The organism is Cellulomonas sp. P1_C4, from assembly GCF_056406355.1.
On sequence record NZ_JBFUAI010000009.1, the window covers coordinates 151,755 to 165,586 of the forward strand.

Annotated in this window: 11 protein-coding genes; 4 read left to right on the plus strand and 7 right to left on the minus strand. The window is 72.5% G+C overall.

Features of this window, described 5'->3' with window-relative positions; all coding sequences use genetic code 11:
* Positions 1 to 20: 20 nt before the first annotated feature.
* The 4 genes from AC1DYZ_RS09215 to AC1DYZ_RS09230 form a co-directional block, all read right to left on the minus strand.
* Positions 21 to 743, minus strand: coding sequence for an FkbM family methyltransferase (locus AC1DYZ_RS09215; protein WP_477064907.1), 723 nt, complete (start codon positions 741 to 743; stop codon positions 21 to 23).
* 84 nt (positions 744 to 827) lie between these two features.
* Positions 828 to 1,961 (minus strand): glycosyltransferase family 2 protein, encoded by a 1,134-nt coding sequence (locus AC1DYZ_RS09220; protein ID WP_477064908.1) that lies wholly within the window; start codon positions 1,959 to 1,961, stop codon positions 828 to 830.
* The gene (locus AC1DYZ_RS09225) at positions 1,958 to 2,278 is read right to left on the minus strand and encodes a hypothetical protein (RefSeq protein WP_477064909.1); all 321 of its coding nucleotides are present in this window, start codon (positions 2,276 to 2,278) and stop codon (positions 1,958 to 1,960) included. Before AC1DYZ_RS09225 ends, AC1DYZ_RS09220 begins: the two co-directional genes overlap by 4 nt.
* Before the next feature lie 32 nt (positions 2,279 to 2,310).
* Positions 2,311 to 4,251 (minus strand): glycosyltransferase, encoded by a 1,941-nt coding sequence (locus AC1DYZ_RS09230; RefSeq protein ID WP_477064910.1) that lies wholly within the window; start codon positions 4,249 to 4,251, stop codon positions 2,311 to 2,313.
* Positions 4,252 to 4,419: 168 nt separating this feature from the next.
* On the opposite strand from AC1DYZ_RS09230, the gene AC1DYZ_RS09235 reads away from it, so the two are divergent.
* Complete coding sequence (locus AC1DYZ_RS09235) at positions 4,420 to 6,903, plus strand: ThuA domain-containing protein (protein ID WP_477064911.1); 2,484 nt, start codon at positions 4,420 to 4,422, stop codon at positions 6,901 to 6,903.
* A 97-nt stretch (positions 6,904 to 7,000) separates the two neighbouring features.
* On the opposite strand, the gene AC1DYZ_RS09240 is transcribed toward AC1DYZ_RS09235, so the two are convergent.
* Positions 7,001 to 9,154, minus strand: a complete 2,154-nt coding sequence (locus AC1DYZ_RS09240) for an acyltransferase family protein (protein WP_477064912.1) — start codon at positions 9,152 to 9,154, stop codon at positions 7,001 to 7,003.
* Positions 9,155 to 9,156: 2 nt separating this feature from the next.
* Complete coding sequence (rfbA, locus tag AC1DYZ_RS09245; protein WP_477064913.1) at positions 9,157 to 10,029, minus strand: glucose-1-phosphate thymidylyltransferase RfbA; 873 nt, start codon at positions 10,027 to 10,029, stop codon at positions 9,157 to 9,159.
* A gap of 101 nt (positions 10,030 to 10,130) precedes the next feature.
* Between rfbA and AC1DYZ_RS09250 the strand changes: the two genes are divergently transcribed.
* Positions 10,131 to 10,991, plus strand: a complete 861-nt coding sequence (locus AC1DYZ_RS09250) for a class I SAM-dependent methyltransferase (protein ID WP_477064914.1) — start codon at positions 10,131 to 10,133, stop codon at positions 10,989 to 10,991.
* On the opposite strand, the gene AC1DYZ_RS09255 is transcribed toward AC1DYZ_RS09250, so the two are convergent.
* The gene (locus tag AC1DYZ_RS09255) at positions 10,988 to 11,689 is read right to left on the minus strand and encodes a TIGR03089 family protein (protein WP_477064915.1); all 702 of its coding nucleotides are present in this window, start codon (positions 11,687 to 11,689) and stop codon (positions 10,988 to 10,990) included. The two genes, AC1DYZ_RS09250 and AC1DYZ_RS09255, sit on opposite strands and share 4 nt — an antisense overlap.
* A 222-nt stretch (positions 11,690 to 11,911) precedes the next feature.
* Here AC1DYZ_RS09255 and AC1DYZ_RS09260 point away from each other — a divergent pair, with 222 nt between their 5' ends.
* Positions 11,912 to 12,241 carry a WhiB family transcriptional regulator gene (locus AC1DYZ_RS09260; RefSeq protein ID WP_456826089.1) on the plus strand — a complete coding sequence of 110 codons (330 nt, stop codon included), beginning with the start codon at positions 11,912 to 11,914 and terminating at the stop codon, positions 12,239 to 12,241.
* A 66-nt stretch (positions 12,242 to 12,307) separates the two neighbouring features.
* On the plus strand, positions 12,308 to 13,832 hold a 1,525-nt coding region (locus AC1DYZ_RS09265; RefSeq protein WP_477064916.1), incomplete at its 3' end, for a glycosyltransferase family 2 protein.

Sequence of the window (13,832 nt, forward strand, 5' to 3'; positions counted from 1 at the left end):
GGCGTTGCGTCGCCCGCCGGTCAGAGCGGGCGACGGAGCACCAGGTTGGCCTGTCCGTCCGGCCCGACGCTCTGCGTGAACGCGAAGATCTCCTCGTCCGTGGTGCGCAGCGGCGCCCCGTAGCGCAGGAGCCCGATCTCGAAGCCGTGCCCGCGGTACTCGGCGAGAACCCCGGCCGGCCGCACGCCGCGCTCCTCGAGAGCGCCCGGCCAGAACTCGGCGACGACGACCAGCTGCGGGTTCTCGGCGATGGTGCGCGTCATGCCACGCAGGACCTCGGCCTCGAAGCCCTGGACGTCGATCTTCACCACGTCGACCCGGCCGCGCACGACGTCGTCGAACCGGACCATCGGCGCGGTGGTGTCCCCCTCCGACACCTCCCGCACCCGGGTGTCGCCGATGTTGTGCGCGGCAGAGTGCAGCGCGACCGTCGTGCTCGAATCGCCCAGCGCACACGCGTGAACTTCGACGGCAGGTTCGAGACCGGCGACATTGCGCCGCAGTACCGGGACCAGAGCCGGGTGCGGTTCGAAGGAGATGATCCGGCCCGGTCGACACGCCGTGGCGATGAGCCGCGAGAAGTACCCGACGTTCGCGCCGACGTCCACGAATGTCGCTCCCGGCCGCACGATCCGGCGCAGCAGGCCGCCCTCCTCCGGCTCCCACGTCCCGTTGCCGCGCAGGAACGGCAGCATGATGCCGTCGTCCGCGTGGATCCACAAGGGTCCCGCGTCACTGTCCACCCGCGTCAGGGGCGGAAGGTCGGCGTGTGGCGCGTGGCGCGGGGTCGGGATCGATCGTGAGGAGATCATGCGGTGTCCGATCGGTCAGACGCGGGTGGGGTAGACGAACCGGTCGGCCGCAAGCCCGAGGCGCAGGGCGAGCTCCGAGCCGACGCGGCCCCGGTCATACACGTTCACCTGAGCCGGAAGGGTGCCAAAGAGGTCGTCGAGGGCGGCGGCGAGCTCCTCCACGCCGCCGATCGGTCGCTCGAAGACGAAGCCGCGGAACTCGCACCGCACGACGCCCGCCTCGTCCGGGGCGACGACGCACCGAACACGCGTGGAGTCGTCGTGCACCGTGCGCGGCAGCCACCCGACATCGACGGTGTAGCCCGCAGTCCGTGCCCCCTCGACCATGACGGAGCGTGCGGCCCCGGTCCGCGCGGCCTCGACGAGCCCGGACGACCGGAAGGCCACCAGTTGGTCCTGAAACTGCGGGAAGCGGAGATCGACCAGGGCGCGTCCCCGGTGGTCGGCGACGGCCGCCGCGCGCGCCGCGCTGGGCGCGCTATCGGGCGCTGGCCGGTAGACGAACGTGGAGGGGGCCAGGCAGACGCGGTGCCCGAACGACTTGCTGCGCAGCGACCAGTCCTCGAGCTGGCCGAAGCCGTACGTGAAGACGGGGTCGAGCAGGCCGACGTCGCGGACCGCGGCCGTGGGGATGAGCACGCAGCCGCCCGTCGCTACGGGGACGTCGAAGACGACGTCGCCGAAGTTGGACCCGAGCGCGGCAGCTAGCCAGTCCACCGTTTCCTGATCGGCGAGGTGCCGTGCGGGGGCCGTGTTCTCCAGTGAGTACAGACCGACATCGTTCGACCACGGCATCACACACGCCACGCCCGGTTGCGTGGCGGCGGGCAGCAGGCTGTCCAGCAGATTGGCCGGGAGCAGGCAGCCGGCTTCGACGAGGAGCACGTGGTCGTACTCGCCCTCGAGGGCTGCGCGCAGCCCGAGATTCGCTGCGCGGGCGGGACCCAGTGTGCGGCGACTGCGGTAGTAGCCGACGCCCACCTCGGCACAGCGCGCGGCCAGGGGAGCGGCGTCGGCAGGGTCGTCGTCGAGCAGCAGGACATCGACGGCGGCGTCGCGGGCACCCAGCCGGTGGGCCGACTCGAGGCTCGACAGCGTTCGATCGGGGCCGTGGTGTGCCGTGAGGCACACGAGGACGCGTGCGGTCATCGGCGGACCAAGCGCGCCTTGAGGTCGCCGGCGCGGCGGGCCACGCGAAACGCCCGCGAGTCGAGCAGCTCGGCAATCGTCGCACGCAGCTCGTTCGCCTCTGCGCGCTCCTGGGCCAGGGCCAGCTGGAGGTTGCCGACCTCGGCCCGCAGGCTCAGGAGGTCACCCGACATCGACGTCACGCGCCCGGTCAGGTCGACAACTCGCGCGTTCGCTAGCTCGACGTCGATGAGGGCCTGCTCGAGGTCCAGCCGCTCGAGTGCGAGGCGGTCGACCAGGGCTGAGGCGTCAGGGGTGCGCTCGGGGCGTTCGTTCACGGCACGGTTCCTCTCGTCGGACCGCTTGGACTCTACCGGCGGATGGGTGCGGCGAGCGTGTGCAGGTACACGTCGACCAGGCGCTGCGCGTAGTGGGCCCAGGTGAACGTCGAACCGGCCTTGAGGACCGACTCCACCTGCGTGCGGGCGACCTCGGCGTCGGTGACGAGCGCCTCGACGGCATCGGCGACCGCTGACGGCGTCCACTCGCGGGCGACGACGGGGACGTCGGGGAGGATTTCAGCGAGCGGACCGAAGCCGACGAACACCGTCGGCGCCCCCAACGTCGCCGCCTCGAACGGGATGAGCCCGAAGCCCTCAGCGGACGTGGGGTAGAGCACGACCTCGGCATGAGCGAGCAGCCAGTCCCGCTCGCTGGTGGTCATCGCGGCGAGTGTGATCGGGCCGGGCCCGCTGCCCACCGCGGCGGCCTCGTCGTCGTGCGACGAGCCGACCGGCACCTGGTGCCCCGCCAGGACGAGCTGCAGGTCGTGCCCGCGGTCGCGCAGCTCCTGCCACGCGCGGATCGCGAGGTCCCGGTTCTTGTGCGAGTACGTCGCGCCCAGCACAAGCAGGAATCGGTCCGCGGCGGCACCGCGCGCGATCACGCCCTCGGGCGGACGCGCGTCGGCAGCAGGGTCGGCGGCGAGGTGGTCCGTCCCGTTCTCGATGACGTGCAGCGCGTCGCGCGGGACGCCGAGCCGGCTGTGCACGACCGAGCTCGCAGTGTCGTGCGAGATGGCCACGACGGCGTCCACCTGGTGCATCGCGTCCTGCATGCAGTGCCGGTAGAACAGCCAGTTGTAGTGCGTCGGGTGATAGCTGCCGTTGTCGTACGCGATGAGGTCCTGGAGCGTAATCACCGCCCGGTGCGCGAGCTCGCGCCAGCGCTCGAACGGCAGCGGTCCGTCCGGCTGGAACGGCCGGTGAAGGATGTCGGCACGTCCGGCCCCGGGGAAGTCGCACTCGCCGACGTCCGTAACCCGCACACCCGCGCGTACCAGGACCCGCGCCGCGTACGGCGGGATCGAGGCCTGCGGCGTGCCGACCACGACCTCGCGAACACGCGGCTCGTTCGCGAGCGCGTCGATCTGCGCCAGGGTGGCGACCTGCGTGCCCATCTCGTAGGCGCCCAGGCAGCTGCCGTCGAAGAGGACCGTCAAGCCGAGCACCGCCGCCTCCCGCAGGCCGAGCGCGTCCGACAGCGGGGTGTCTGGCGCGTACCGCTCCTGGTCGTGCAGCACCGGGTAGAAGGCGTGGCGGGACTCGAGCCACTCGCGCAGCTCAGGCGTGGCGTGCACGTCGCGGTCACCGGTCTGCCACGGCCGGCGGACGAAGGTGGTGGGGTCGACCAGGTTGCGGAAGCCGCGCCGTACTCCCCGTAGCGCGAGGTCGGCGACCGCCGCATCGGCGCGAGGAGCGTCGGGGTCCAGGCCGCCGAGCGCGCGCAGCGCGAGCGTCGCGACGACGACCGCGCCGCCAGCGGGAACAGGCACCGGGACGACCTTCTGGCCGAGGCGCAGCCCCCGCAGCACGTCGGTGAGCGTCTGCTCGTCGTGGCCCTCAGGCAGGGCGTCGGTCGGGTCCGTGCGCCCCGGGAAGCTGAGGTAGCCCGCGTCGTTCGACAGGTACGAGACCGTGCCGACTCGGATGTCGCCGCCGACGAGGTCGCGGGCCGGGCCGACGGGATCGTGGGGGAAAATCACCGGGCTCGTCACGACCAGCTGAGCGTCCCATTCTTCGCTGGTGAGCGCGGTGCTGGCCTCGGCGAGGGACGCCGAGCTCACCTGCACGCGGCCGTCGAACGCCTGCTCGGCTCTCGCGACGTCCTCGTCGACCAGGAGGAGCACGGGCAACCCGGCTGCGACGAGCGACGACACGCTGGCCCGCCAGGGCTCGGACAGGGTCCCGGCGCACACGACGGCGACGACCGTGGGGCCGTCGGTGGCCCGCAGGTGCAGAACTTCACTCACTCTGGGCATCCAGGGGTTCAGGGGCGTCGGCCGAGCACGGGCAACTCTGCCGGAACTCGGACGAGGGTAGCAGCAGCGCGCCCCACCATCGGGTGGCACCGGCGCCGCGCCGGCCACGGTGCCTCGGCCGCGGGGGGCGTCGGGCGCGCTGAACGGCTACGGTGAGGCATGGTCTACGGTGCGTTGGCCCGGCGGCGAGGGCCTGCGACCTGGTTCCGCACCGGCACAGCGGCGGCTGTCGCCGCGGTCGTGGTCACGAGCGGGTTCGTACCGGCTGAGGCGGCCGCGGGCGACCCGTCGCGGCTACTCGTATTCACCCGGACCACCGGCTTCCGGCACGACTCGATCGCCGCCGGCGTCCAGGCGGTGACCGACCTGGGTCGCGGTGCTGGTCTCGAGGTCGAGACCACCGAGGACCCGGCGCGGTTCTCCGCCGCGGGCCTGGCCGACGTCGCCGCCGTCGTCTTCCTGAACACCACCGGCGACGTCCTCGACGCTGGTCAGCAGTCGGCGTTCGAGGCGTACGTGCGCGGCGGGGGCGGGTACGTGGGCGTGCACGCGGCCGCCGACACCGAGTACGACTGGCCGTTCTACGGCGAGCTTGTGGGTGCCTGGTTCGCGTCCCACCCCGCGATCCAGCCGGCGCGGGTCCTCGTCGAGGACCGCGCCCACGCCGCGACCGACGGGCTCGCGGCGGAGCTGCGGCGCAGCGACGAGTGGTACTCCTACCGAACCGACCCTCGCGCGACCGCGCGCGTCCTGCTCAGCCTGGACGAGTCGAGCTACTCCGGCGGAGCCATGGGCGCCGACCACCCCATCTCGTGGTGCAAGGGCCTGGGTGCAGGACGTTCGTTCTACACGGGCTTCGGGCATACCAGCGAGAGCTTCGCGGAGCCCGCCGTACGCACACTGCTCCGCGGGGGCATCCGTTGGGCCGCGGGCCAGGTCGCCGCCGACTGCTCGCCCGACGGTGCCGCCCGTGGCCTGTACGACGGCTGGACCGACGGGTGGACCCAGGTCGGCTCCGGCGGGTTCACCGACGCCGACGGGGCGCTGATGTCGCGCGGCGGCACCGGAGCGCTCGTCACATCCACCCGCACCGTGGGCGCAGGCTCCTTGCGGCTGGCGTGGCGCGCAGACGTCGGTGCGCGGCCCACGGTGCGCCTCGGGCTCGGCGCGGGCGCGAGTCCCGGCGGCGGGTTCGACGTCCGGCTGGACACAGGTGCGGTGACCAGCCGGAGCACCGGCGCCGCTCTGGGGACGCCCGGAGACGCCGCCGCCTTGCGCAACGGCGGCACCGCCTGGAACGACACGGAGCTGCGCATCGAGCAGTTCGGTCTCCAGGTGCTGCTCAACGGGACCGTCGTCAACGTCGTGCCGAGTTCTCGCGGGGGCACCTTCGCAGGTCGCGTCGGGCTGGTCGACGGCGGGACCGGCGTGAGCTTCCGGGACGTCCGGGCCCTCGACTCCCCGACCGGATCCCCTATCCAGGCGGAGAGTGCCGCAGCCCTGGACGGGACCCAGCTCGTCGACAAGGCGTCGGCGCACGGTGGCCGGACCATCGGGTTCATCGACCCCGGGTTCGGGGCCAGCTACGCAGTCGCGCTCGACGGCGTCACCGGCATCCGGGCCCGGGTCGTCTCAGGCGGGCCCGGCGGCACGATCGCCGTCCACGCCAACGGTGGCGGCCCGACGCCGCAGGGGACGCTTTCCGTGGCCAACACGGGCGGGTGGAACACCTACGAGGACGTCGCGACACCCCTGGTCGGCATCCCACCGACCGGCAACGGTGGCGGCTCGCTCGTCCTGCGGTTCGGCGGGCTCGGCGGCGGGCTGTTCGACGTCGACGACTTCACCCTGATCGTCGGCGGCACCGATCGTGCCGACCCTCGCGTCGGGCTCGGCGGACGTTGCCTCGACGTGCAGTCCGGCAGCTCGGTCGACGGGACCCCGGTGCAGCTCTGGTCGTGCAACGGGTCGGCCGCACAGGCCTGGGCGCCGATGGGTGACGCTGTGACCACCATGGGAAAGTGCCTCGACGTCGCCGGCGGCAGCACGGCCGCGGGCGCGCGGCTGCAACTGTGGCGGTGCAACGGCACCGGTGCGCAGCAGTGGCTGCCGACGGACACAGGCTCTCTGGTCAACCCCCGGTCGGGTGCGTGCGTCGACGTCCGCGGTGGCGCCGACCAGGACGGTGCTGCCGTCCAGCTCTGGACGTGCAACCAGTCGCCAGCGCAACGCTGGGCGACCGGTGCCGGGACCCCGCTCGTGAGCGGGCAGTCCGGCAAGTGCCTCGACGTGGCCGGCGGGGCCCGAGCCGACGGGGCGCCGGTGCAGACCTGGGACTGCAACGGCTCACCCGCGCAGCGCTGGGTCGTCGGGACCGGCGAGAACGTCGTCAACCCGCAATCGGGCCGCTGCCTGGACGTGCAGGGCGGCGGGGGCGGCGATGGGGCTCGGATCCAGTTGTGGACCTGCAACGGTTCGGGCGCGCAGCGGTGGTTGCCCGGAGGCGGCGGGACGGTCGTCAACCCGCAGTCCGGCCGGTGCCTGGACGTGAGCGGGCCCGACGCGGTCCGGACCGTCCCCCTCCAGCTCTGGTCCTGCCACGGCGGGACGAACCAACGCTGGAGTCGCGCCGGCGCCGCGTAGCGGCCGGTGCGGTCCGCCACGCGCCCAGCCGATCCGGCCGCGCTGGTCGATGTCGTGGAACCACTGCAGGCGGGTGCCGTCAGGATGCGACGCGGGCTCAGCTGCCTGCTGTCCCGGACGACGGACCGGTCACACCCTGGAGGGCGGCGGTGAGCGCGGGCTCGACGTGCCCGGCGTACGTCGCCGAGATGTGGTTGGTGTCGCCGCGCACTACGAGCCCGTCGACGACCGCAGGGCAGACCCCGGCAGAGGTGCAGAACCACGACTCCGTGGCCACGTAGGTCACCGGTAGCCCCGCCGCACGCGCGGTGGCGACCCCCGCGCGCTCCGCATCGGTGGTCCTGTACCAGATGTCGGCGACCTGGGACAGGCAGTCGGCGGGGACGCTGCCCCGCGTCGCGCACTGCGGCAGCTCCTTGCCGTACGGCGGCGACTCGAGGACGACGACCTGCCGGGTGTAAGGCGCGACCGCGCGGATGGTCCTGACCAGCCCGGCGCTCCACTCCGCGTCGGCCTCGGCGCCGACCTTGCCGCTCGCGAGCGAGGGCAGGTAGCCCTGCGCGCTGCCCAGGATGACCAGGTCGGGGTCGAGTGCGGCGAGCTGCCCGATGGCCCAGGCGCGGTGCTCGTCGCAGGCGTCGTACCGGCCGCGCTCCCCGCTGAGCACGCGCACCTCCTCGGCCGGACAGCCCCACTTGCCGTACGACTCGATGCGCCAACCGGCGCCGCCGAGCCCCACCTCCAGTGCGGGCAGCCAGCTGATCGCGTTGGAGTCGCCGAGGAGCACAGCGGTGCGCCGGCCGGCCGCGTCGCCGTACGTGCAGTGCTGATGGACGGTGCCCCAGTCGTTCACGCACAGCGGGTCCGTCAGCTGCGGCGCACGGTCCGCCGTCACCCCCTCGAGAGGGGGCGTCGTCGTGGCGGGCCACGTGGTCGCGTGCGTCGCCCGCTCGACGGCCGTGGCGAGGTCACCGGCCGGTCCAGCCTCCGCCGGTGGCGCTGCCGTCGCCGGCGCGGCGATGCTGTCTGCCGGGCGCTGCCCAGCAGCCGCCGCACCGCCCACCCCGACGACGACCAGGAGACACCCCGCCGCGATGGGGAGCCACGGGGTCCGATTCGAGCGGCGCGGCCGCGTGGTCGCTGCCGGGGCGGCACTTCGCCGCTCGAGCCACCGCGAGCGCCGTACCGGCTCCTCGACCAGATGGTGCGACAGGACCGACAGGCCGACGGCCAGCACGGCGGCGAGCACGCGCACCCAGGTGCGGTCCGACCCGATCGCGACGGGCAGCAGGATAATCGCGGGCCAGTGCCAAAGGTACAGCGAGTAGGAGATGCTGCCGAGGTACCGCGAGGCGGGGTTGGTCAGCGGACCCAGTGTAGGCCCGGCCCCGCCCGAGCCGGCGGCGATCACGGCCGCGGTCCCGAGCACTGGGAGCAGACCTGCAGGAGCGGGGAACGCCGAGTCCGACCGGACGGCGAACGCGGACACGACCACCGCGGCGAGCCCGCTCCAGCCGAGGATGCCGCGGACGCCGGTGGGCAGTCGGACGAGCCGGGGTGTGACGAGAGCCAAGGCCGAGCCGACCAGCAGCTCCCACGCACGCGACGCCGTCGAGAAGTAAGCCGTCATGGGTGCCGAGCCGGACTCGTACAGGGACAAGCCCAAGAAGCCGACCAGCGCGGCGGCCACCGCGAGCCCGCCGAGCAGCCGGCGTCGCTCCCGCGCCACACGCGAGATCACCCCGAGCGAGAGCGCGAGCAGCCACGGCCACACGAAGTAGTACTGCTCCTCGACGGCGAGCGACCAGTAGTGCTGCAGCGGGCTCGGCGACCCGGCCGAGCCGAAGTAGTCCACCCCGACGGCGAGGAACCGCCAGTTGGCGCAGAACAGCAGCGCCCACACGGCGTCCGTGCGGATCTCGGCCAGACGCGGCGCGAAATACAGCGCGGCGCTCGCCGCGACTGTGGCGGCCAGCACCAAGGTGGACATCGGCAGGATCCGTCGCGCGCGCCTGCGGTAGAAGGTGACGGCCGAGATGCGCCCCGTCGCGGTGTGCTCCCTGATCAGCAGTCCCGTGATGAGGAAGCCCGAGATGACGAAGAAGACGTCGACACCGACGAAGCCACCGACCGGTCGTCCGAGGGTGTGGTCGAGCACGACGAGGCCGACGGCGAGCGCGCGCAGGCCCTGGATGTCGTCGCGATAGCCCCGGCGAGCCGGCCGGGCGTGCCTGCCCGGGGCGGACGTCACGCCTACGGGCGCTCGGACTCGAGCAGGCCGAGCAGGTAGGTGCCGTACCCGGACTTGACGAGCTGCCCGGCGTGCTGGCGCAGCTCGTCATCGGTGAGGAAGCCCTGGCGCCAGGCGACTTCCTCGGGGACGCCGATCTTCAGGCCCTGGCGGTGCTCGATGGTTCGCACGTAGTCGGAGGCCTCCAGCAGGGAATCGAAGGTTCCGGTGTCGAGCCATGCGGTGCCGCGGGGCAAGACCTCGACCTGCAAACGGCCCTCGGCGAGGTAGGCACGGTTGACGTCGGTAATCTCGTACTCCCCACGCGGGGAGGGGGCGAGGTCGCGAGCGATGCCGATGACGTCGTTGTCGTAGAAGTAGAGACCCGGCACGGCGTAGTTCGATCGCGGTGACGCGGGCTTCTCCTCGAGCGACAACGCGCGGCCGTTCTCGCCGAACTCGACGACCCCGTAGCTGGTGGGGTCGGCGACGCGGTAGGCGAAGACGGCCGCGCCGTCGATGTCATGGAACCTCTGGAGCTGGGTGCCCAGGCCAGCCCCATAGAAGATGTTGTCGCCCAGGACGAGCGCGACGCTGGAGTCGCCGACGAACTCCGCACCGAGCACGAACGCCTGGGCCAGGCCGTTCGGCTCCGCCTGCACCGCGTAGCTCAGCTGCACCCCGAACTGCGAGCCGTCGCCCAGCAGGCGCCGGAACTGCCCGGCGTCGTGCGGGGTGGTGATGATCAGGATCTCCTGGATCCCGGCTGCCATCAGTGTGGAGAGCGGGTAGTAGATCATGGGCTTGTCGTACACCGGCACGAGCTGCTTGCTGACGCCGAGGGTGATCGGGTGGAGCCTGGTGCCGGAGCCGCCGGCAAGGATGATTCCGCGCATGGGCGATCATTCTGCCGTACGCGGGCACGGTCCGAGGCGACGCTCAGAATCGCGTCTCGAGGGATGGTTGCGTCGATCTGCCCGTTTGGTACTGTCCCGGCATGGCGGAGCGGGTGTGCTGCGTGTGTGCCTCGACGATGACCACGGCAGGACCCCGATGGCGGTATCGCTGTGCCACGTGCGGCACAGAGAGCTCGAGCCTCGGCGTCACGATCAACGAGCGGAGCCCCATCGACGAGGAGCTGCGCGAGGAGGGTCTGAAGACCCTTCGTCATCAGAACAACGCCGAGATCGTCCGGCGGCTGTCCGAGTGGGGGTTGCCCGCGGGGCGGTTGCTTGACGTGGGCTGCGCGCACGGCTGGTTCCTGTCGCAGGTCGCGGACACGGGCGTCGCGGCGATCGGGATCGAGCCCGACGTCGCTATCGCGGCTCGAGCCGTGGAGCTGGGCCACGAGGTCAGGGTCGGGTTCTTCCCGTCCGCGCTGGAGCCCGGCGAGACATTCGCTGCCATCACGTTCAACGACGTCCTGGAGCACCTGCCCGACCCGCGGGAGGCGATCGAGGAGGTCGCCCGCCGACTCGTGCCCGGTGGGCTACTCGTGGTCAACATGCCGGACCGTCTGGGCGTGGTCTACCGGCTGGCGTCGCGGGCGCGCCGGCTCGGGTTGTCGAGCGTGTTCGAGCGGCTCTGGCAGATGGGTCTGCCCTCACCGCACCTTTGGTACCTCGACCACCGGGGCCTCGTCGGCCTCGGGCAGTCGGTCGGGCTCGAGGTGGTGACGGTCACGCACCTGCCGAGCATCGAGCGCAAGGGCCTGTGGGCTCGTGCACACTTCGACCGGTCACCGTCCCTGGTGACGGTGCTCTCCGTCGGCATCGGCTGGCTCGCGGCTCCACTGCTGAACTCGCGTCGGCTGAGCGACATTATGCTGGTGACCTTCCGTCAGCCGACGAGCGCCTAGGACGCACGCTCCGTCTCGGCGAGCCGCCGCAGCCGGGTGTCGTCCCACGATCCGGCGCGGTCGACCAGGACGAGGGAGCCGTTGCCGTGCAACGTCTCGACCGTCGTCGTGAGGAAGTCGCGGAGACCACCAGTGCCGTCGCCGTGCAGCGGGATCAGGCGGCGGCCGGCGGGCTCGGGCGGCGCGACGAGCAGCGCCGCATACCGGACGTCGGGCCCGCCACCCGTGAGCGCCGGTGCGGTGCCGTCGACCGCAGGAGAGCACCCGAGCACGTCCGCGTAGGTCATGACTGCGCTGGCCGCGTCGACCGCTCCCGCGGGGAGGGCGCCGTCGAAACGCCGGGCCAGAGCCGGCAACGACACGGCCACGAGGTGGTGGCCGCCCGGGACATGCCGGTCCGGTCGGTCGGAGATGACGACGTCCGCAGATCCGTCCAGGGTGACGCACGCGCCAACGCGCCAAGTGGCCAACGCCCACACGACGGTGCGCCAGTGCGGCGGCAGGTCCAGGAGCACCCGCGTCCCCGGCCCGGCGTCGAACTCCTCCACCAGCAGGTTCGCGGTCTTGTTCACCCAGTTCTCCAGCACGGCGCCGGAGAGCTCCACGCGCTCGCCGCCGTCCCCGTACCAGGTGATCCGCGGCCGCCCGGGCTCGCGCGTGAGGAGGGCGAGCAGGTCGGCGATGGTCGTCACGGGCACCGGCACAGCCTAGATCGACACGCCCGGATCACCCGTCTGCGCCAAGTTCACCCGACAAAATCGGACAACTACCACGGCTCCGCTTGACCAACGCGAACGACACGCGTGTAATTCCTTAGAACGGATTCATGAGCGAGCACCACTCGCGGCACCTCCCCGGAGGGTCGCACGCCGAGCCCCTGAACGAGCAGCAGACAGCACGAGGACCGCACGGAGGCACGCATGTGGAACCTGCTCGACAACGACGAGATCTTCCCGTCCGACGCACGGAAGAGTGCACAGACGCACGCTTCCAACGTCCTGCCGATCTTCGGCGCCCTCGAGGACGAGGGCCCGATGGGGTGGCAGGAGCGCGCGCTGTGCGCGCAGACCGACCCCGAGGCGTTCTTCCCCGAGAAGGGCGGCTCGACGCGTGAGGCCAAGAAGGTGTGCACGGGTTGCGACGTGCGCTCCGAGTGCCTCGAGTACGCCCTGCAGAACGACGAGCGCTTCGGCATCTGGGGCGGGCTGTCCGAGCGGGAGCGGCGCAAGCTCAAGCGGCGTGTCGTCTGACCGGCTGCGCCGGGTGGGAGTGTCGCGCGCGGGCCTCGTCCCGCGCGACGGCATGATGTTCCGAGCATGACTGACACGCTCCTGCCGGTGGACATCCCCACCGTGACCTCCTCGACACCGGTGACGACGCCGGTGTCCGCAGTCGTCGTCACGCGTGGTCGCACCCCGTATCTCTCCTCGACGCTCGCGGCGGTCGCCGCGCAGACCCGTCGACCGATGCGGGTACTGCTCGTGGACGTGTCAGACACTGCGGACGCCTCCGTCGAGGAGCTCCTGACCAGCACGTTCGCCGCTGCGGGCGGCCCTGGTGCCCCCGCGCTGCGCTACGTGAAAGCACCCGGTGCGCGGACGTTCGGGCATGCGGTCCGGCGCGGGATGCAGGCTGACGAGGGCGCGGCGACGACGTGGCTGTGGCTGTTGCACGACGACAGCGCGCCGGCCCCGTCGGCGTTGGCGGAGCTCGTCCGTGCCGTGAGCCATGCCCGGTCGGTGGCCGTCGCTGGAGTCAAGCAGCGGACCTGGACCGACCCGGAGCGGCTGCTCGAGGTGGGTGTGCGGACGTCACGGTCCGGGCGGCGGATGACCGACGTCGAGCCGGGCGAGCTCGACCAGGGCCAGCACGACGGCCGCGAGGACGTGCTCGGAGTCGGCATCGCGGGCGCGCTGGTCCGGCGCGACGTGTGGGACGACCTCGGCGGGACCGACCCGTTGCTCGGGCCCTTCGGCGACGGGTTCGACCTGTCCCGTCGAGCAAGACTGGCTGGGCACCGGGTGATCGTCGTGCCGTCGGCGGTCGTGCGGCACGCCCAGGCGGGATATCTCGGCCTGCGCTCCACCGCCCTCGAGAGCGCTCCGGTCGACGAGGACGGCGACGGCGAGGACGACCGCGCCGACCCGCGCCGCTCGTTCGCGGCCCGTCGGCGCGCACTCGTGCACAGCCGGCTGGTCTCCGCGCCGGCGCTGCTGGTCCCGGTCGTCGCCGTCCTCGCGCTGGTCGGTGCGGTCGTCCGCTCGCTGGCTCAGCTTGCCGTCAAGCAGCCCGGGCTCGCCGTCGACGAGCTGCGGGCGGTGCTCGTCGCGCTGGCACGGCCGGACGGCGTTCTGCGAGCCAGGCTCGGAGCCACCCGCAGCCGGCGCCTCCCGCGGCGTGCGCTGCGGCCCTTGCAGGCCGGGTGGCGCGACGTCTGGTCCCAGGCTCGCGACCGCCGGCTCGCCCGTGCCGAGGCGCGCCGTGTCGTGCAGGCCCCGAGCGAGCTCGAGCTCGGGGAGCTGGCCGGTCTGGCGACGCGCCGCCGGGCGGGTCTCGCCGCGGTCGTCGCCGTGCTCGTCGTGCTGGTGGCCGTCGCTCTCGGGCCGCTCGTCGCGCCCGTCGTCGGGGGAGCGCGCCTCGTCGGCGCGGCCCTGCTGCCGGCCTCCGCACGCCTGGGCGACCTGTGGTCGGCAGCCACGGGCGGATGGGTGGCGGACGGTCTCGGTGGCCCCGGCCCCGCGGACGCCCTCCTCACCGCGCTGACCGTTCCTACGGCCCTCATGGGCGGCTCCACGTCCACCGCGGTGGCCCTGCTGCTCCTCGGCTCCGTCGTGCTCGCGG